Raw genomic sequence first — 19,157 nt, 5'->3', positions numbered from 1 at the left:
CCATGAACGATACGCTGAAAACGATTCTGGAAAACCGCTACACCACCAAGGTCTTCGACCCCGACTGGCCGGCTGACGAACAGAAAATCCAGACGCTGATTGAGACGCTGCGCCTGGCGCCTTCGTCTATCAACAGTCAGCCCTGGCACTTTTTTGTCATCTCCAATCCGGACGAACGGGCGCGTCTTGCCGAGTCAGCCTGGGATAACAACAAGCCCAAGTTCTGCGATGCCTCGCACCTGTTTGTGTTCTGCGCAAAAACCCAGTTCGATGAAAACGATATCCATGCCATTGAAGAACTGACAGCCGGTGTTCGCGGTATGGAAATCGACGAAGAACGGCTGAGCATGTTGACCAGCTTTGTCTCCGGCAAACCCTCGGAGGAACGCAGCCAGTGGCTCAAGCAGCAGGTTTACCTGGCCTTTGGCCAATTCCTGTTATCCTGCGCCATCCTTGATCTGGATGCCTGTCCGATGGAAGGGTTCAGTCCTGAAATGCTGGATGAACTGATGGGGTTGAAATCACGCGGGCTGACCAGTGTCGTGCTGGGACTTGTAGGCAATCATGCGGAAGGGGATTTCAACCATCCATCAAGAGCACCCAAGGTTAGATTTCCTAAAGAACAGGTTGTGACCGAAATCCGCTAATTATCACACTTAAAACCCACGATCGACCGCTTGCAGATTCTTCGCCAGTTGAACTGCCACCAGAGGGGGACGGATAAATCCATGGTAATCCCCCTTTGGATTGACCAGCACCACATTCGCACTGTGCTCAACCAGATAATCATCTTTTGTTGTATCGCCCACCGTTGTGAAGGCCACATTTAACTGCCGCGTCAGTTCATAAATGTTGGCCATATCTCCGGTAACACCCACAAAATCCCGATTGAAGAACGGAACATAATTCGCCAGTTTGGCCGGATTATCCCGCTGGGGATCGACGGTCACCATCACCACTTTGAAGCGTTTGGCCAGCTCGCTGTTGAGTTCCTGAAGCTCCAGACTCAGCTCATTTAATTTGGCCAGTGTCGTCGGACAGACATCCGGACAGTAGGTGAAGCCGAAATAGAGCAGCGTCCAGTGGTCTTTCATGTTATCCGCAGAAAAAGATTGATTCTCATGATTGACCAATGGTGCCATGGAAAAGGTGCGGGGCGTTTCGAAGATAAAAACACCGCTATCTCGGAGAGTTTCCCTGTCGAGCGGCGGGGACTGCGTAAATTTGTTGAATGTCAGCCCCAGAATGACCGCAACCACCGCCAGCAGGGCAAACACTGTCATTCGGACTGATTTCGTCATGGCATCCTCACAATGGCAAATAGTGATCCACCAGCAACACCACAAACAGTAGCATCAGGTAGGTGATGGAGTAGTGGAATGTCTTGATGGCAGCATGCTTGCGCGTTCCGCGATAAAGAACCGTCGTCCAATACATGAAACGCAGTCCCAGGACAGTTGCACCGGTAAGGTAAATCAAACCACTCATTCCGGTCAGGAAGGGCAGCAGGCTGACCAGGAACATCACAATGGTGTAGAGCATGATATGCAGCTTGGTGTACTGCTCACCATGGGTGACCGGCAACATCGGGATATCCGCCTTGGCGTATTCGTCTTTCCGGTGTATGGCCAGCGCCCAGAAGTGTGGTGGTGTCCATGCAAAGATAATCAGTACCAGCAGAAGCGCATTACCCTGGAACGTACCGGTAACGGCTGTCCAACCCAGCAGGGGAGGGGCGGCACCGGCAATCCCGCCAATCACGATATTCTGGGGCGTGGCCCGCTTGAGTATGGAGGTATAGATCACCGCATAACCCACCAGTGATGCGAGGGTTAACCAGGCTGTCAGCGCATTCACCATGGTGATCAGCACAGTCATACCCAACACACCAATGGCCAGCGCAAAAGCCAGTGCCGCGGCAGGCTCAACTTTACCCGTCGCTACCGGACGCTTGTGGGTTCGCGCCATCAACAGATCAATACGGCGGTCAACGATATGGTTGATGACCGCAGCGGACGCGGCACACAAGCCAATACCCACATTGCCAAACAACAGAATATCCAGCGGCACCATGCCCGATGTCGCCAGGCACATACCGATCACGGCCGTCAGCAGCATCAGTGCGACAACCTTCGGTTTGCACAGTTCCAGATAGTCACGCCAGCCAGCCGGTTGGGCTGCCAGCTCAAGTTTGTTTGTCGTCATAACATCCCCTTTCTTATAGTCACTTCCATGCCATTTTTGTAAGGAATATTGCCGAATTTCTCTTCCTCTCAACTAAACGACTGTGTTGCGATTCACGGCAGAGAGCCTGTAATTAAAGGCGATAATTGTCGTCAGAAGAAACGCACCGCCCAGGTTGTGTGCCACCGCAACCGGCAGCGGCAGATAAAACAGAATATTGCTGACCCCCAACGCCACCTGTACACCAAGCGCAATGGTGACCAGCGCAGTTAAGAACGGCAGACTTTTATCGTTACGGGGATTCCTTCGCAGCCATAAAAATGCCGCAGCAATCATCAGCAGCACGATCACCGTCGTTGCTACGGCACCTATTCGGTGGACAAAATGAATCGCTGTGCGGGCTGCGCTATCCATCTGCCCGCCCAGATAATTCGGACCAATCGACTGCGCAAGATCAAAACCCTCAGCAAAATCCAGTTCAGGCAGCCAGACACCATGACAGGTGGGGAAATCCGGGCAGGCCAGCGCCGCATAATTGGAGCTGGTCCACCCCCCAAGAAAGATTTGAATAATCACCACGAGCAGTGCCACACCACCCAACCGTTTGAGTGTGGTGACGGGTGGACCTGATAAGGTTTTCACTGAAAGGGGACTGAGCCGCAACGTCAAAAGCAGTAGCAGGCTAAGCGTGGCAAACCCTCCCAGCAAATGAGCAGTGACAACCTGCGGCCAGAGTTTGAGGGTTACCGTCCACATACCAAACAACGCCTGACAGATAATCAGGCCAAGAATAAACAAAGGAAGTTTCAGTGGAAGGAGCCGTTCTGAGACTAGCTTTCTGGCTCGCCATGAAAAGAGGGCGATGGCGCCAACCAGTAATAGCAATGTGCCTGCCACATAACGATGAATCATCTCCGCCCAGCCTTTGAAGATATCCACCGGATCATCAGGAAAACGGGCTTGTGCGGTGGCAATTTCGTGCGCCTCGTTAGGCACACTCAGGAAGCCGTAACAACCGGGCCAGTCAGGACAACCGAGCCCTGCATGCACCAGCCGTGTCCAGGCTCCCAGGCCAACGACGACAACGGACAGACAAGTGGCAACAAGCGATAAGATAAACAGACGTCGCTGCTGTGGAGCTACTGTCATATGGCATTCTCCCTAGTCTCGACTGCGGTTCCCTCGCAGTTACACCGATTGTTATAGTTGCTTTTAGCGTGTAACGGATGCCGGACAGCCTTTACGACATAGTTATTCTATTCTTCAGCCAATCTTGCTGGCCTTCAACAGTTTTTCGAGATCCTTGAGTATTTGTTTGCCGGTATGGTCTGGTCCATAGTGCATCATGATGTTACCCAAGGGATCGACCAGCAGGATGGGATTTTCCCCTGTAACAGAATCAGGCAACTGCTTTTTAACCGTCGCCATATCCACTTTCAGCGTTTTTAAGCCTGGGTGTTCACGTTTCTGTTCATCGGATAATGCCACCCCTTCACCGATCAGGTACCGGTTCATGCGGGTCACATTTCGCCCCAGGGCAATATGCACCTGCCGGCTGAGATAAAGCGCATTGGCACAGGATTCAGTACAGTCGCTGCCAGCAAGGATCAGCATCCCCCATTCACCATCAAGTGACTCAACATCCAGCAAATGGCCCGTTTCATCCTGCGCTGCCATTACACTGAGGTTCACGGGGGGCATGATCAACTCACCATTATTGACGCGCCCGCTTGGCAACCAGACACCGGCATAATACATCCAGGTTGCCAGCACCATTAATGTGACAGGCAGCATCAGGATAAATAGCGCCTGTAGCCGCCCGCGATTACCGGTTGGCTGCTGCTCGGTCGTAGAAACCATGGGCTGTTCAGTGTCCTTTGTCATGGGTGCGTCCTGCCGTTTTGAGGTAATAACCGCCAATCCCCAGCATCACCAGCGCCATCAGAAACCACTGAATAGCGTATCCCAGGTGCTTGCCGGGCTGCATGTTGATCGGGTGAAAATCACGGGTGAGGCTGCCGGGTTGCTGTTCATCCAGCACCATAAACCAGACTTCCGGCACTGCCTCGAGAGCCTCTCCCATCCGCTGGATATCCAGTGCCTGAATGACTTTGGGCCAACTGTCTGACCAGTGATCCTCGCCCAGCAAAAACGCCTTTCCAGCAGGCTGCCAGGCAAGCCCATCGAGGACATTATTGCCCTGTATTGGAGGAATCATGGGAATCTGAGTTTTATCCGGACTACCGGCCAGCCAACCACGAATAACCAGCATCAACTGTCCGCCATGGGTCATAAACGGGGTAATCACATGATAGCCGGAACGCCCCTGGTGAATTCGGTTATCCAGCAAAAAGGTCTGGTCATCCAGGTAACGGCCTTCAGCCTGCAGGCGGTAAAAGCGGGGATCATCCAGCGTTCGGAGAGTACCGGGAGAATGCAGCACTGATTGCTGGCGCGCCGCCAGCTGCGCTTCCAGATCCAGCTTTTCCTGGTAGCGGCTCAACTGCCAGAACCCCAGGCTCGTGAGCAGGGGTAACAGCAACAGCATCAGTAAGACGAGTTTCGTTTTAAAGTTCCACATCATCTGCACTGCGCGTCGGTGGCGGCATACTGCCTTCCCGCCGCAGGCCTGTTATGCTGGTCTCTGGAGTCGAGATCAGCGAGCCCGCCGACATGTGGTTAAAAGTGATTATTGTTGTTCTTCTACTGGCTGTCATCGGCAGCCTGGCCAGTGGTTTCTACTTCCTGATCAAGGACCGGAGCGGTTCACCACGGCTGGTCTGGTCGCTGACAACCCGAGTCACCCTTTCAGCCATCATACTCGCCCTGATTGTCTATGGCCACATGAGTGGACAACTGGAGGTGTCAGCGCCCTGGCTGTATCGCTAAGGCATACCAGACCCGTGCGATCTTGATAATGGCAGTGCATCTACCTGTGCCAGTTGCCCCATCCAGAACTGAGTAACTCAGACAGGCTGGAACGAACCAAATAGCTAGCCTTCTCAGCTGAATAATCATACGTGGTAGCACCATAACGGGCATCCAGCAGGCTGATAGCAATCACACCCTCCTCAACCTTGCGTCCCTCAGAGCGGGGATTGCTGTCCGGTGGTGCACCACTGCTGTCATAATCGGTGAAAACAACACCCGGCAGGGGGGGCAGGTTAATACCGTATTCAGGCACAGAGTAAGGCGCCATGTTTATCACAAAAACCGGCACATTGGCTGAGAAGTTTCCTGCTGTCGTTATTTGATAGGTGATCTCTTCAGCGGCAAATTTCCTCATGCTAGGCAGGTTAATATTCAAACCATAACCTTCGGGTAGAGTGGGCGTATTCTCCTCAAGGGCATTTATCACTGGCATTACCAGACTGGCCAGTATTGCTGAACTCCCATCCCGATCACTACCATGATCACCACTCAAGGCAATCGCCGGAATACCCCGGCGTATGGCGGTTACGGCGGCTCCTACCGTACCCGATGTCGGATTCATGATTCCGACATTGTGGCCGGCATTAATGCCGGATAACACCAAGTCCGGTTGTCTACCCCAGCGCTCTTTCGACAACACATCCAACCCATAAAGCACCGCCATCATGGGCGTACCGTGGACAAAATGAATATCCGGATCATCGGCATCCTGGTCAACAGGTGACGGATAAAAGTAATTAAAGGAGGCCGCCTTTCCACTTTGCTCATCTGCAGGGGCGGAAATAAACACATCATGTCCATCTGCCTTCAGTGCGCTATATAGCGCGCGAAGGTTAGGAGATTCGTAACCATCATCGTTGGTGACCATAATGTTCAGCGCACTGGCATGGACACTGAGACTGCCTGCCACAAGCAAGCTGGCCAGTCGATACATCGGCTTTCTCATTGTTATGTTCATCCGTGGTTTATTTGATAGGCACAAGCCAGAAAGACCATTCTCTGGCAACTCACCTGTTATCACGTGCTAATCGCTGACACCTTTCATTGCGCTTTTTTAATAGACAACGGAATACAGGTATTTCTGTTTATACCCTACATATATGACAAAACAAGAAACGATGCGGGCGAAAAATAGCCTTGATATATAGCGTTTTGAGAGGCAATAGACAGAAGGGTAACCGGACGTCAAATGACGTCCGGTTAAAAAACTAGAAGATGTATACGAAGATAAACAACCCAATCCAGACCACATCAACAAAGTGCCAATACCAACACGCGGCTTCAAAACCAAAATGGTTATCCGGCGTGAAATGGCCTTTCATGATTCTGACCAGCATCACGGTAAGCATGATAGCTCCGAGCGTAACGTGCGCACCATGAAAACCGGTTAACATAAAAAAGGTTGATCCATAGATGCCTGAAGCCAGGGTCAGACCCAGCTCCTCATAGGCATGAATATATTCCATGGCCTGCAACACCAGAAACGAAAAGCCCAACACCAGGGTTAGACCTAACCAGATCTTGGTTTTCTTCCGTGCATCCTTTCGAAGGGCATGATGTGCAAAGGTTGCGGTGAAGCTGGAAGTAATCAGCAGGATCGTGTTGATCAAGGGTAATCCTGCCGCGGGTATCACTTCAGCGGGTCCCTTGAAGGTTTCATTGTCGGGGTTAGTCATCAATGGCCATTGAGAGACAAAATCAGGCCACAGCATACTGGACAGGCCTTTATCTCCATCACCACCCAACCAGGGTACGGTGTAATTACGAACGTAGAAAAGGGCGCCAAAGAAAGCGGCAAAGAACATCACTTCCGAGAAAATGAACCAGCCCATTCCCCAACGGAAACTGCGGTCCATCTGGTCACTGTAGAGTCCGGCGCGTGATTCCTGGATGACATTGCCGAACCAGCCAAACAACATATAAGCCAGTATCAGCGACCCTGCGAGGAAGACAAAGTGCGCCGAGGAATCCTTCACGCCGGCAGACATGTCATTCATCATCATGCCCATGCCGACCAGCGTCAGGAACAGGCCGATTGTTGCGACGATCGGCCACTTGCTCTGGGCCGGCACATAGTAATTACCTTCTGCTGCCATCTGTTATCCCCTTTCCTTACGCGGCTCCCGGCAGTGGCAGCGGCGTGATCGGTTAGGACTACAGCCCGGCTGTCCCTTGCAAATTGGTGTCTGTATTACTGCAATATTAGCCTGCGAGCCGTCATGGCGTGCCCGCTGCTGCATACATGTCTGTCACATCAAACAGCGTATATGACAGGGTTAATTTCTTGATATGCCGCGGTAATGCCGGATCAATGATGATTTTCAGCGGCATATTCTTCTCTTCAAAGGCTTCCAACGGCTGTGTGGTAAAACAGAAACATTCAGTTTTGTGCAGGAAATCGGTGCCATCAAAAGGCGTCACGCTGGGAATGGCCTGACCGATCATCCGCTGCCCGGTCGGGTTGCGGACGTTGAAGCTCAGCTCCGCCACCTCACCGGGATGAACCGTGACCTTTCTGATGCTCGGACTGAAAGCCCAGCTCATATTGGCGTTATTGGTGCTGACAAACTGAATGGTCACTGTCCGGGACGTATCAACCCGGGCGGTTTCAGCCCGGTATTCATAGGGCGTATCGCTGGTTTTCCCGTTCAAGCCGGTCACCTTGCAGAACACATCATAGAGGGGCACCATCGCAAAACCAAAACCAAACATCGCAACGGCTGTCAGCGTTGCCTTGATAACGGTCTTTTGTGCCCCCTGTAACACCATTCCCTTTACCTCGCTGATTCCTGCGCTATTTCACATCCGGCGGCGTGCTGAACGTGTGGTAGGGTGCCGGTGACGGTACCGTCCACTCCAACCCATGTGCACCTTCCCAAGGGTTCGCCGGTGCTTTCTTCCCACTGCGTACACACTTGAGCACGATGAACAGGAATAACAGCTGGGTGGTACCAAACAGGAAACCGCCCACACTCGCGATCATGTTGAAATCAGCAAACTGGAGGTTGTAGTCCGGTATTCGCCGAGGCATCCCCGCCAGCCCCAGGAAGTGCATGGGGAAGAAGGTCAGGTTCATGCCGATGAAAGACATCCAGAAATGTGTCTTGCCCAGTGTTTCGTCATACATGTGGCCCGTCCATTTCGGCAACCAGTAGTACACACCGGCAAAGATGCCAAAGATGGCGCCAGGCACCAGCACGTAATGGAAATGCGCCACCACAAAGTAGGTGTCGTGATACTGGAAGTCTGCCGGCGCAATGGCGAGCATCAGACCGGAGAAGCCACCGATGGTAAACAGCACCACAAAAGCCGTCGCAAACAGCATCGGCGTTTCAAAGGTCATGGAACCTCTGAACATGGTCGCTACCCAGTTGAACACCTTCACCCCGGTTGGGACAGCGATCAACATGGTGGCGTACATGAAGAAGAGTTCACCAGTCAGCGGTAACCCCACAGTAAACATATGGTGCGCCCAGACAATGAATGACAGGAACGCAATACTGGCCACCGCATACACCATGGAGGTGTAACCAAACAGCTGTTTACGGGCAAAGGCTGGAATAATGGCAGACACAATCCCGAACGCCGGCAGTATCATGATATAGACCTCGGGATGCCCGAAGAACCAGAACACATGCTGGAACAGTACCGGGTCACCACCGCCGCCGGCATTAAAGAAGCTGGTGCCGAAATGGATATCCATCAACATCATGGTGACCACACCGGCCAGCACGGGCATAACGGCAATCAGCAGATAAGCGGTAATCAGCCAGGTCCATACGAACAGTGGCATCTTCATCAACGTCATGCCCGGCGCCCGCAGGTTCAGGATGGTGGCGATAACATTAATCGCCCCCATGATGGAGGAAATACCCATCATGTGAACCGCAAGGATGAAGAAGGTCGTAGAAGGCGGACCATAGGTCGTCGACAGCGGCGCATAAAACGTCCAGCCAAAGTTCGGTCCCCCCCCTTCCATAAACAGCGTGCTGGCCATCAAGGCAAACGCGAAGGGCAGAATCCAGAAACTCCAGTTATTCATCCGGGGCAACGCCATATCCGGCGCCCCGATCATCAATGGAATCATCCAGTTTGCCAGTCCGACAAACGCCGGCATAACCGCACCAAAGACCATCACCAGACCATGCATGGTGGTCATCTGGTTGAAAAAGCCCGGTTCAACAATGTGCATGCCCGGCTGGAACAGCTCCGCCCGAATCACCATTGCCATGGAACCGCCAAACAGGAACATGGCAAAGCTGAACCAGAGGTACATGGAGCCGATGTCTTTATGGTTCGTAGTCAGAACCCAGCGCATAAACCCCTTGGCAGGACCATGATGATGATCCTGGTGATCGTCAATCACAGCGCTCATATGCTGCCTCCTTCCGATGCCTTACCGGCATGAACTTCCGGCAGCTTGCCGGTCTGCTTGTAATCCAGAATCGCCTTGGGTGTGACCATCTCGCCGGTCTTGTTGCCCCAGGCATTCCGTTCATAAGTGATGACCGCGGCAAGATCCGCTTCGCTCAGCTGACCACCGAACGCCTGCATCGCCGTGCCTTTCTTGCCGTTCACGACAATGTCCACATGCTCGACCATCCGAGCCGGGTTGACGGCCATATCCGAGCCATCCAGTGCCGGGAACATCGGCGGCATGCCTTTCCCGTTCGGCTGGTGACAGGCGGCGCATACCTTGGTATAGACACCTTCTCCCCGGGCCACAAGCTCCTCAAGGGTCCAGTCCTTGCTGGTCAGTTCTCGGATTTTCTGAGCTTCGGCTTTCTTCTCATCCAGCCAAGTCTGGTAATCCGCTTCTGATCTTGCATCGACCACAATCGGCATGAAACCGTGATCCTTACCGCAGAGTTCGGCACACTGCCCGCGGTAGATGCCCGGCTCATCAATCTTGGTCCAGGCTTCGTTGATAAAGCCGGGAATCGCATCCTTCTTCACCGCCAGCGCCGGCACCCACCAGGCGTGGATAACATCCGCAGCCGTGACCAGGAAACGGATCTTCCGTCCCACGGGCACCACCATGGGTTCATCCACTTCCAGCAGGTATTCAGGATCTTTGGTTCTGAGGTTATAAATCTGTTCTTTACCGGTTTTCAGGTTACTGAAGAAACCGACATCGTCATCCAGGTATTCGTATTGCCATTTCCACTGGTAGCCGGTGATCTTGATGTCCACCTCGGCGTCATCCGCGTCATAGACCTCAATGAGCGTCTTTGTGGCCGGTATGGCCATGGCGACCAGAATGGCGAAGGGCACGCTGGTCCAGAGAATCTCCACCAGTGTGCTTTCATGAAAATCAGCCGGCTTGGCCCCGCGGGATTTGCGATGGAAGATGACCGACCAGAACATGACAGCAAAAACCAGCACACCGATGACCACACAAATCCAGAAGATGGTCATATGCAGGCTGTAGATGGAGCGACTGAGACTGGTCACCCCTTCGGTCATGTTTACAGTCCAGTCAGCCCTCGCTGTCACGGTCGACATCAGGCCAGCCAGAAGCAGGAACAGCTTATGTGTGCGCAACCTCATTCCCTTAGATTCCTCTGACTAATCGGTTCCGCCACTGACTTGCTTGCGCGCACAACGTACCCTGGTGCGCCGACAAACAAGCTGCAGTGACTACGGCATTCTTGTTGTTATGGTGCCTGGTACCGGACGGACACTCCTGTGACACAATCCAGCACCGCTCAGGGCTATAGGCTGATTCAGGCAGAGAAGAAGGAATCGTGGGGATAACGACACAAACGTGCCATCCCGATACACTGGGTTGCAGAGAGGTAATGACGGCTGAGGCGGTCACTGACCGTTACAGCACTTCAACTATCAAGGGTTAGGACATCGACCAGCCAGCCCGTGTTCGGTCCATACAGCTCACCGGTTACCAGCGACCAGTTACTACACACTTTGTTTCATCCCCTAAAGGTGAATACGGCATTACCACTACATCAACGTCACAACGTAAACCACGATGTGCCTGATCCCTCAGTCTGAATACAGCAAATGCCACTGAGTATAGAACTGCACTTTCATTAAACAACAAGCATTAATAAAAGCAAACAGCTAATAACACTGGCGATAAAAAATATCCTTGGCTTTTCAGTTCCTCACTGATCGCTACAAAACCATTCTGGAGGCTATTCGAAAACCTGCTTTATTTCAGTTTTTAACACGCTGTTATCAACAGGTTGCAGGCATGATGACACCACTTTCAGGTCGTAGTGTTCTTATTACTGGCGCAAGCAAAGGCATCGGCAAAGGGATGGCGAAGGTGTTCGCCGAAAAGGGCTGTCAGGTACTGCTCGTTGCCCGTAACGAGACGCTGTTAAGCGAAGCTGTATCCAGTATTCGGGCAACCGGAGGTACCGCTGACTTTTTCTGCGCAGATGTCACTGATGCGGATGCAATGCAGGCCGCGGTTGATCAGGCTGTAGCACGGTTTGGTGGTCTCGACATTCTCTGCTGCAATGCCGGCATATTCCCCAGCGCACGGCTGGGCCAGATAACCGGCAAAGACTGGGACATGGTCATGAACGTCAATGCCAAAGGCATGTTCCATGCCGTGAACAGCGCACTGCCGGCACTTAAAAAGTCTGACCAGGGGCGTATCATTCTAACCTCATCGATCACCGGACCTATCACCGGTTATCCAGGCTGGTCACACTATGGCGCCAGCAAAGCCGCCATGCTCGGTTTCCTGCGTACCGCTGCGATCGAGCTGGCATCGACCGGTATCACGATTAATGCCATCCTGCCAGGCAATATTGCCACCGAAGGCATGACCGAGCTGGCAGAGGATTACATGGCGACCATGACCGCTTCTATCCCGATGAAGCACCTGGGATCAACCGATGATATTGCCTATGCCGCGCTGTTTTTTGCTTCACGTGAGGCCGGTTTTATCACAGGCCAAACACTCGTGGTGGATGGCGGTCAGGTATTGCCGGAATCCATGGAAGCCATGGCGTGATGATTCAGCCTCAATCAATGACAGCAAGGTAGTGACCACCTTCTTCAATCACCCACTCCGCAAACGGTTCACAAGCCAATGCATCCATATGCATGACGTAAACCGGTAAACTGCCCACAGCCTCCGGGTGGTTGAGGATGGCCAGCTTGCCATCATTCAGATAAGGCCGGGCAAAGCTCATGGGACAGATACCCCAGCCAAAACCGCCAGCGACCAGTGGCAGCAGGGTCTGATAGCTGTCGACCTGCATGACATCGGCGCTGAAGCGGGTTGCATCGGGCATATCCTCCTCGCGCAGGAAAAGATCAATCTGCCGATAGGGACTGACATCATTCGCAGTCAATTCCTCAAAGTTATTCAGTGGATAATCCGGTGCACAGCAGCCGATATAACGGCTATCAAAGGCATGGCGCATGCGGATGTCCTGGGACGTCACATAGTAGTTGTTGCAAAAACCGATATCCAGCCGTCCTGCCTGTAACTCCCGCTGAATCTTACAGGACGAATCCGACAATACCGTCAGCGACAGTGATGGATAACGAATGATCAAAGCTTCCAGCAGCCGCTGAATCTGCTGTGGCGCAATGCATTGCTCGAAACCCATTCTTAGCTGGCTGTTTTGCTTGTGCAGGTTTTTCACCTTGGAATCCAGGTTATCCAGATTCCGAAGAATGGTACGACTGTAATCCAGTAGCTGACGGCCGGCTTCCGTCAGCTCCGGCTTGTGGCTGGAACGGTCAAACAGTTCCACATCCCAGTCTGCTTCCAGGTCACTGATCCAGTTACTGACCTGGGGGCGCGGACGCGCCATTTTGCGCGCCGCTTCTGAGATAGAGCCCAGTTCAGCCGTCATCACGAAGGCCTTGAGCGGTTGGATTTTCATTATTAGTACCTCGAAAATGACGCTGATTCAGGGGAAGATTTGGGTGTTATCCAGCATGACGCTTATCAACGCCATGATGCTGATCATCACCTCGGCCAATCACAATCATTTCAGTGATCATTTGCGACCAGAGCCACCACCGTCAGACACTGCTGGCAAAACAGAACACCGCTCACTTCACGGAGTCCGATGCCGCAGGTTGGCAAAACAATCACGGTTATCAGCCCCGGTAACAGATAGCTCATTCGCCAGGATGACCCGCCCCACGCTACCAACTGCAATATGCATTAGATGATGTATAAAAACAGATAACAGCGGTAATAAAGTGACCAGAAGCCAGACGATTGCAGTCCGGAGGCACAAGCACGGTTACCAGGACGAGGAGTTCGCTCGTGCCACCAGGGAGACAAGTCTGAGATCGTGGTGAACCGTCTCCCGGTCTGGCTTTGGTCAAAGTCGGCTGCAGCCTGTGAGCAACGATCCGCTCAAACGTTCGACATCCCTGTCAGCTGCTGTATCCAATCAACCTGTGTGGCGTATTTTATGGCTTACCCGGCAAGGCAAAAAATCACCACCCGTAGCAAAAGCATTACAGATATTCAGGTGACAGTGTTACACACCGTATACCGCCGGCGGTTTTTCACCACTGCTTATTAGTCAAACGTCACCATCAACTGAAGACGATAAAAACTCATGCCCTGGTATCACCAGTCACGCCTCATTAGACATACGGCCGGAGCCATAAACATAAGAATCCAATCGATAGCTGTGTAACCTGTAGGGCAGACTCACTGGGAACTAGTGATTGAACCAGTCAGGATGGAATGTCCTGATAATGCCATTCATGGCCTCTTGTACGATCTCCTGATGTTCACTGGATACATGGCTGACCGATTCCCGTAGCAGGTTGGTCACCACCGGCGCCAGTTCATCATGCAACTGTTTCCCTTTCTGGGTGAGGAATATCCGTTTGGCATTCCGGTTGCTCGGGTCTGCTGCTGATGCAATCAACGCACTGCGCTCTGCGTGGCGAATCAGGCTGGAAATCGTACCTTTACTGCGCAGCATCCGTTCCGCCAGCACCGTCGGCCGCAGGCCGTCTTCCCAGTCCAGTTCCATCAACAGCAGCAGCTGTTCAACGTTAATACCGGCATTGCGTTTCTGCAGTTCTGCCTGAACATGGTTTTGCAACACATGCATGGCAGTCCAGCACTTCCCGGCAGTCGTCTCGTAAGCCTTCATTACAAAAACCTTTTCATGATCGCGTCTGGATTTTAGCTTCCACCCCCTACCTCAAACAATATAGTTTGATATAAAACCAAAAAATACAAATAAAACAAAACATGCAAAATATACGATTATTACGTATAAAAATGCAATTTAGGTTTTACATTAAATCTCATAAGATCATCGCCACAAATGATTCAATATCAAACCTATAAACAATAACCAGACATCAAAGGGGCAACATCATGAAGCGGACACTGGTTGCTGCAGCACTAGCAGCCAACGCAATCACTGCACCCGTACAGGCAAACTATGAAACCGTCGGGGATATCGGCGGCCAGTTTGCCGTTCCCTTGACCGTACTGACTGCCTCTTTCTACATTATGTGATTATGGCCTGCTATATGTTATGAATCGGTTTAAAGAGGTGATAAAGCGTTTCAATCTGGTCAAACATCTATTTACGTCCGCAGTAAGTGTTGCTTGCACAAGCCCCCATCACAGCTTGCCTGATGAGACATATAAGTTTTCTTGGTGTTACTCATACTGACTTAAACAGCAATACTTAATATCAATAGAGTTGAGGTACATTATGGATGAGATAACCATATTACTTCCAGATTTCCCAGGGTTTGCTGTGAGATTTCATGGGAACGATAATCCATTTTTCCGTCTTATCATGGAAGAAAACCTGCGTAAGTTGAAAACAGTGCCTATTGGTGAATCACTGCTGCATGAAATCCAACAGGCACGTCCGGCTGTATGCGGTTCTTTCCCTATGCTTGTTAATATTATCTTTATCCCTCACCACCTCAACTTCACTCAATGCGGATACAAACGAAATGTTATGTATGACGAACAAGGTAAGGCGCATGTATTCGGGATGACGGCCACCAACCAAGCCAGTTTCTCTCCCCCAGACAGGCCATTTTGGATGCCGAGAGGCAGCCATAATTGGCCCGTCGACATGATGGCTGCCTCTAACGATACGGGCTCTGTTTGTTTTCTAAAATTCAGCAATGTGCATATAGTGACAGGCAAAGGCGAGCCAACCTATCCGTTTGTGGTACTTGCGCATGAACTGATTCACTGTCTTCAGGGAAGACAAAAGGACGGTAAAGATGAAGAGCTTTGGACCACTGGAATAGGAAAATACAGCGATAACCCTATGAGTGAGAATAGTTTTCGTCGGCAGTTTGGGTTGCCTTTGCGTACCGAGTATTTCTAAATAACTGACTTTATTAAAACATTCTACGAATCGATAGAATCAGATTGTACGTATAACCATGCGATTCGCCGATACTCAGTGCCAGTTCTAACATACGGCACTCCAATGCAGGAATGAAATAAACCACATTACTTTAAATGCTTAACTAGCATTGCCTTGATATCGGTGATGTCGTTGTTTAATACCGCGATATCAGACTTAATGCCGGTAATATCCGTGTTTAGTGTTGCAATATCCGCTTTCACGCCGGTAAACCCCTGTTCCACCCGTTTTTCCAGGGTTGAAACATTGGTTTTCATGGCATCTACATCGACTTTAAGGATGCAGACATCACTGTTCAGACTGGCCAGTTGTTCATCGTGACTGGCCAGCGTAGCACTCTGACGTTCCAGGATATGCAGGATATGGCCATAATTACGTTCCAGCCGCTGCATGGTTTCCCGCTGATACTCCACGGTATCATTCAACGGTTCTGCCGAAGTACGCTGATAGTTTTCCACTACAGTTAACCGCCGTTCAATATCATCAAGTCGTGAATCATAATGCATATCGGATTCCTTCACTTTCTTGATTCTTGCACAACCAGTCGAGCCACACTATAGACTAAATATGGCTGATTAACCGAATAATAATGCGGGATATATCCCTTAAACCGTTGGATTTTGTCCACGTCCGCCAGTCATTCTTGTCGCGGATAATTCGGGATACCGGCAGAGTCAGGCAAGAGGAGCAATCACCATCATTGTATCCTGATGAATGCCTGTTGCCGCATTGTTCACATCCTTCTTTTCAGGAAAACCCGAATGGTCATATTATCCGTTCCGCTACACTGCACATCCGTGCTGGCGATCCATCTGGTCTGACGGTGCCCTTCACGGCGATACGTTTACTCAGGTTTCAGGAGGCCTGACCCGGATCCTATATGGACGGGCTGTATTCACGGGTTCGGTTTAACGGGTAAGCCAGCCCGGGAACATTGGTACCATCAAAATCAAGCCTGACTTCCACCGTGGTACTGTAGACACAAACACTCCGGATTCACAATCTTCCAGAATTCAGGCTTGCCTCCACTTACCTTGAAAACGGCTTGTATCGCGCAAGCTCTGGCAGGAACACATCCCACCATATTGCAAGATACAAGCATTGGCCGATCAATAGACGAGAGTCGCAGACTTGGCAGAAGAGGCGAGAGGCTGATCATAATTGCGGATATGCACTTCCTGCTGTCCGCCACCGACAGCATCAGTCTGGATGTACATATCAACCTGCTTGCCCTTTACGCTGAAGTAGGTGGCTGTCACCGTTCCCATCATCTTCCCGCGTCCTTTCCACAACGGCTTCTGGCCGGCGAAATCCTGAGCCTGCGCCTTGCTTGCGTTGCCTACATGGCTCTTCATAAAGGCTTCTGAGGCCTGCTGACGTTCAAGGGAATGAGCAGCAAAATCAGGCCCAAGGCTCCGCCACGCACCGCCATAGATACTGTGATTCGCATGCGCCTGCCAGTCGGCGCTGGACATGTTTACCTTATCGCCATAGACATTTTCAATATTACTGACGTTACCCTGCGCATCGACCAGCGTATAAGAGAAATAGGCCGTATAGTGATTGTGCTGGTTAAACAGCGTCTGTAATTCCTCAGCGTTTTTGGCACCATACGCATCCCAGCTGAGATAAAAGGACGGGGTTGAGCCTTCACTGATAATGGCTTCCCCTTTATCCTGACGAATCGTTCCCTGATCAGCCAGGGTATTCATCAACAAGGGCTGACCACCTGCGGTCACACCACCATAGGGAATCAAGCCGGCCCAGGTCTGAATAATGCGTCGGTCACCGTTGGTATCGGTGTAATTGAGCACAATCAAATTGCTGTAATTGATACCCATGTAGTCAAAGTTTGCCATTCGCCAGCCGTAACCCTGGCCATCGGAATACCCAAAAGTGGTGCATTTCGCCGGTGCAGCCGGATCATGGGTATCTGGCTTGCTGGCCTGCAGAAAGCCCATGCCACCATTGGCCTGGGATTCCAGAATGGCTTCGTCTGACATCGCCACGGATAACAACAGGCTTTCCGGCAGGTTCAGCGTATCTGCCATGCCCTGAATATAAGCAGCACCGTCAGGCGAGACTTCTTTCAAGCGCGGATAAACACGGTTGCCCTCCATCCCCTTGGCCAGTGCCATGACATGCAGACCGGGCAACATCGTATCCAGTGTCCCGGCATAGTCATCAATAGCATCACGAATCTGATCACCGGCAACCGTTGCGACATGCTGGCCTAACTCATAGGCGGTACCGGAAAAACGAACCTCGGCAATCTGATCCGTATGCTGAATCAGGTCTGCAGACGCACTGGCTACCATACCCATTGCCAAAAGCACGGAACACAGGGTTTGCCTGATCATTCTGACGTTCTTGTTATACATGTGACTACCCTTCGCTGGCTGTTAATCGCTATGAGACGGTGAAACCGTTTTGCACAATGGCTTCATTCAGCACCTCATAAATCATTCAAAACGATAAGCGACGGCGAGAATCACTGTTGTCATGGTTTCACTCGCACGTCGACTGGGAGAGTTTATTTTGATATTGCTGGGCCGGATGATTTTCGGCTTGCAGCTTGTGAAAACCATTTTAAAGATGGAGGATGAATTAAAAATTCACTAACCGTATAATTTTTACTACACAAAATAATAATTATTATTCTTACATCATAAGGTACATTGCAAAGATCGTTACAAAAATGACACAGCTTCAACGTAAAAATGAGTTAGCGCTGAAGCTGTGTATATCATTCGCTTCATAGCCTCTAACCGGGGTAGAGGTATTGTAAGAAATGTCATACGGCATCGTTTTAGTGCATTAACAGCCGATCCATAGACCACTAGACCTTGCCATTGAAAAGTGAATTTACGTTACTGGTATTCCCATATTCAATACATCGAAACTGAAAATAGTTTTACATTCTCACTCTATCAGGCTCATGCTCATACCTCTTGCCATGACTAGGACATGCATTTTTAATATGCTTTCCTTGGTCAAAAGGGAATGGATATTTCGGATCAAATGGAAAACGATTACCTGCATAGTCACTACAGGTTAATAAATGCGCACACCACTCAATTGTATTATGGCTGCCCTTAGCACATGCTACCGGCCATATACAGCAGCACATGCCATTAAAAAACAGGGTCGCCCTGATAGCACGTGAACATTGTTCTGCGGTTTGACTTACACATGTAGGGCAACACTCTCTACATACAGGCTTTTCCTGAATATATGAAATATAAACATTTAGATTTTCAATAGAATTTTCAAGAAACCGTTCGAATTCAGCAAGTTGATCTTCATTTACGCGCTCTCTTTTTTGTATATTTTCAATGTACGACTGTGTTTTCCTTTTTATTGTGTCTGTCTCACTTTTAATATCAAATGAAGCGTCTCTACTTAAAGCTAATTTCGCTAAAAAACAGGCATTACTTATATATTCATCTATTTCTTTTCGTAACTGTTCTATATCATTGATTGTTTCAGGTAGCATTAAATTATCATTGTCAGCTATTTTTAGCTTTATTGTGTTGCAATGCTCCAGCAAATTCACACAAAAATCCAAACGATCGCGCCGGTTTTTCTCGTTAAAAGTACCTGATTACCACCTAACATAAGCCATTCTCCCGTCTAAACTTACGACACTGGTTTTCCTTGGGTTAGGAGACGTGT

The 19,157-nt window shown here is 50.7% G+C and carries 21 protein-coding genes; 5 read left to right on the top strand and 16 right to left on the bottom strand.

Annotated features, from left to right (window positions below; genetic code table 11):
- The first annotated feature begins 2 nt into the window (after positions 1 to 2).
- Positions 3 to 647, top strand: coding sequence for a nitroreductase family protein (locus ABD892_RS19690; protein WP_345197777.1), 645 nt, complete (start codon positions 3 to 5; stop codon positions 645 to 647).
- 9 nt (positions 648 to 656) lie between these two features.
- Here ABD892_RS19690 and ABD892_RS19685 read toward each other — a convergent pair whose 3' ends face one another.
- The 5 genes from ABD892_RS19685 to ABD892_RS19665 form a co-directional block, all read right to left on the bottom strand.
- Positions 657 to 1,301, bottom strand: coding sequence for an SCO family protein (locus ABD892_RS19685; RefSeq protein ID WP_345197776.1), 645 nt, complete (start codon positions 1,299 to 1,301; stop codon positions 657 to 659).
- A 7-nt stretch (positions 1,302 to 1,308) separates the two neighbouring features.
- Positions 1,309 to 2,205 (bottom strand): heme o synthase, encoded by an 897-nt coding sequence (cyoE, locus tag ABD892_RS19680; RefSeq protein ID WP_345197774.1) that lies wholly within the window; start codon positions 2,203 to 2,205, stop codon positions 1,309 to 1,311.
- 72 nt (positions 2,206 to 2,277) lie between these two features.
- Positions 2,278 to 3,333, bottom strand: coding sequence for a COX15/CtaA family protein (locus tag ABD892_RS19675; RefSeq protein ID WP_345197773.1), 1,056 nt, complete (start codon positions 3,331 to 3,333; stop codon positions 2,278 to 2,280).
- Positions 3,334 to 3,447: 114 nt separating this feature from the next.
- Complete coding sequence (locus ABD892_RS19670; RefSeq protein ID WP_345197772.1) at positions 3,448 to 4,068, bottom strand: hypothetical protein; 621 nt, start codon at positions 4,066 to 4,068, stop codon at positions 3,448 to 3,450.
- Positions 4,052 to 4,768: an SURF1 family protein gene (locus ABD892_RS19665; RefSeq protein ID WP_345197770.1), complete on the bottom strand. Its 717-nt coding sequence runs from the start codon at positions 4,766 to 4,768 to the stop codon at positions 4,052 to 4,054. The genes ABD892_RS19670 and ABD892_RS19665 overlap by 17 nt, the downstream gene beginning before the upstream one ends.
- A gap of 50 nt (positions 4,769 to 4,818) precedes the next feature.
- Here ABD892_RS19665 and ABD892_RS19660 point away from each other — a divergent pair, with 50 nt between their 5' ends.
- Complete coding sequence (locus ABD892_RS19660; protein WP_246506670.1) at positions 4,819 to 5,073, top strand: twin transmembrane helix small protein; 255 nt, start codon at positions 4,819 to 4,821, stop codon at positions 5,071 to 5,073.
- 40 nt (positions 5,074 to 5,113) lie between these two features.
- Here the strand turns inward: ABD892_RS19660 and surE are convergent, their stop codons facing one another.
- From surE to coxB, 5 genes are all read right to left on the bottom strand, one after another.
- Positions 5,114 to 6,061 carry a 5'/3'-nucleotidase SurE gene (gene surE / locus ABD892_RS19655; RefSeq protein WP_345197769.1) on the bottom strand — a complete coding sequence of 316 codons (948 nt, stop codon included), beginning with the start codon at positions 6,059 to 6,061 and terminating at the stop codon, positions 5,114 to 5,116.
- A 262-nt stretch (positions 6,062 to 6,323) separates the two neighbouring features.
- Positions 6,324 to 7,211, bottom strand: coding sequence for a cytochrome c oxidase subunit 3 (locus tag ABD892_RS19650; RefSeq protein WP_345197768.1), 888 nt, complete (start codon positions 7,209 to 7,211; stop codon positions 6,324 to 6,326).
- Between the two features lie 121 nt (positions 7,212 to 7,332).
- Complete coding sequence (locus ABD892_RS19645; RefSeq protein WP_345197767.1) at positions 7,333 to 7,884, bottom strand: cytochrome c oxidase assembly protein; 552 nt, start codon at positions 7,882 to 7,884, stop codon at positions 7,333 to 7,335.
- Positions 7,885 to 7,909: 25 nt separating this feature from the next.
- Positions 7,910 to 9,490 (bottom strand): cytochrome c oxidase subunit I, encoded by a 1,581-nt coding sequence (gene ctaD, locus ABD892_RS19640; RefSeq protein ID WP_345197765.1) that lies wholly within the window; start codon positions 9,488 to 9,490, stop codon positions 7,910 to 7,912.
- The gene (gene coxB, locus ABD892_RS19635; protein ID WP_345197764.1) at positions 9,487 to 10,665 is read right to left on the bottom strand and encodes a cytochrome c oxidase subunit II; all 1,179 of its coding nucleotides are present in this window, start codon (positions 10,663 to 10,665) and stop codon (positions 9,487 to 9,489) included. Before coxB ends, ctaD begins: the two co-directional genes overlap by 4 nt.
- A 664-nt stretch (positions 10,666 to 11,329) precedes the next feature.
- Between coxB and fabG the strand changes: the two genes are divergently transcribed.
- Positions 11,330 to 12,103 carry a 3-oxoacyl-ACP reductase FabG gene (gene fabG / locus ABD892_RS19630; RefSeq protein WP_345197763.1) on the top strand — a complete coding sequence of 258 codons (774 nt, stop codon included), beginning with the start codon at positions 11,330 to 11,332 and terminating at the stop codon, positions 12,101 to 12,103.
- A gap of 10 nt (positions 12,104 to 12,113) precedes the next feature.
- On the opposite strand, the gene ABD892_RS19625 is transcribed toward fabG, so the two are convergent.
- From ABD892_RS19625 to ABD892_RS19615, 3 genes are all read right to left on the bottom strand, one after another.
- Positions 12,114 to 12,986, bottom strand: a complete 873-nt coding sequence (locus tag ABD892_RS19625) for a LysR family transcriptional regulator (protein WP_345197761.1) — start codon at positions 12,984 to 12,986, stop codon at positions 12,114 to 12,116.
- 110 nt (positions 12,987 to 13,096) lie between these two features.
- On the bottom strand, positions 13,097 to 13,231 hold the full coding sequence (locus ABD892_RS19620; protein ID WP_345197760.1) for a hypothetical protein: 135 nt from the start codon (positions 13,229 to 13,231) through the stop codon (positions 13,097 to 13,099).
- A gap of 553 nt (positions 13,232 to 13,784) precedes the next feature.
- Complete coding sequence (locus ABD892_RS19615; RefSeq protein ID WP_345197758.1) at positions 13,785 to 14,228, bottom strand: MarR family winged helix-turn-helix transcriptional regulator; 444 nt, start codon at positions 14,226 to 14,228, stop codon at positions 13,785 to 13,787.
- A gap of 230 nt (positions 14,229 to 14,458) precedes the next feature.
- On the opposite strand from ABD892_RS19615, the gene ABD892_RS19610 reads away from it, so the two are divergent.
- Both ABD892_RS19610 and ABD892_RS19605 read left to right on the top strand, forming a co-directional pair.
- Positions 14,459 to 14,602, top strand: a complete 144-nt coding sequence (locus tag ABD892_RS19610) for a hypothetical protein (protein ID WP_345197757.1) — start codon at positions 14,459 to 14,461, stop codon at positions 14,600 to 14,602.
- Positions 14,603 to 14,804: 202 nt separating this feature from the next.
- A complete protein-coding gene (locus tag ABD892_RS19605; RefSeq protein ID WP_345197756.1) occupies positions 14,805 to 15,440 on the top strand; it encodes a type III secretion system effector protein in 636 nt (211 codons plus the stop codon).
- Positions 15,441 to 15,568: 128 nt separating this feature from the next.
- On the opposite strand, the gene ABD892_RS19600 is transcribed toward ABD892_RS19605, so the two are convergent.
- From ABD892_RS19600 to ABD892_RS19590, 3 genes are all read right to left on the bottom strand, one after another.
- Positions 15,569 to 15,988, bottom strand: coding sequence for a hypothetical protein (locus ABD892_RS19600; protein WP_345197755.1), 420 nt, complete (start codon positions 15,986 to 15,988; stop codon positions 15,569 to 15,571).
- Positions 15,989 to 16,591: 603 nt separating this feature from the next.
- The gene (locus tag ABD892_RS19595; RefSeq protein ID WP_345197754.1) at positions 16,592 to 17,863 is read right to left on the bottom strand and encodes a C45 family autoproteolytic acyltransferase/hydrolase; all 1,272 of its coding nucleotides are present in this window, start codon (positions 17,861 to 17,863) and stop codon (positions 16,592 to 16,594) included.
- Between the two features lie 533 nt (positions 17,864 to 18,396).
- Complete coding sequence (locus ABD892_RS19590) at positions 18,397 to 19,038, bottom strand: hypothetical protein (protein WP_345197753.1); 642 nt, start codon at positions 19,036 to 19,038, stop codon at positions 18,397 to 18,399.
- Between the last annotated feature and the right edge of the window lie 119 nt (positions 19,039 to 19,157).

Source organism: Kistimonas scapharcae, from assembly GCF_039540975.1.
Taxonomy (GTDB): Bacteria; Pseudomonadota; Gammaproteobacteria; order Pseudomonadales; family Endozoicomonadaceae; genus Kistimonas; species Kistimonas scapharcae.
Note: the sequence above shows the minus strand (reverse complement) of the source record. Positions and strands in the feature narration are given on the sequence as shown.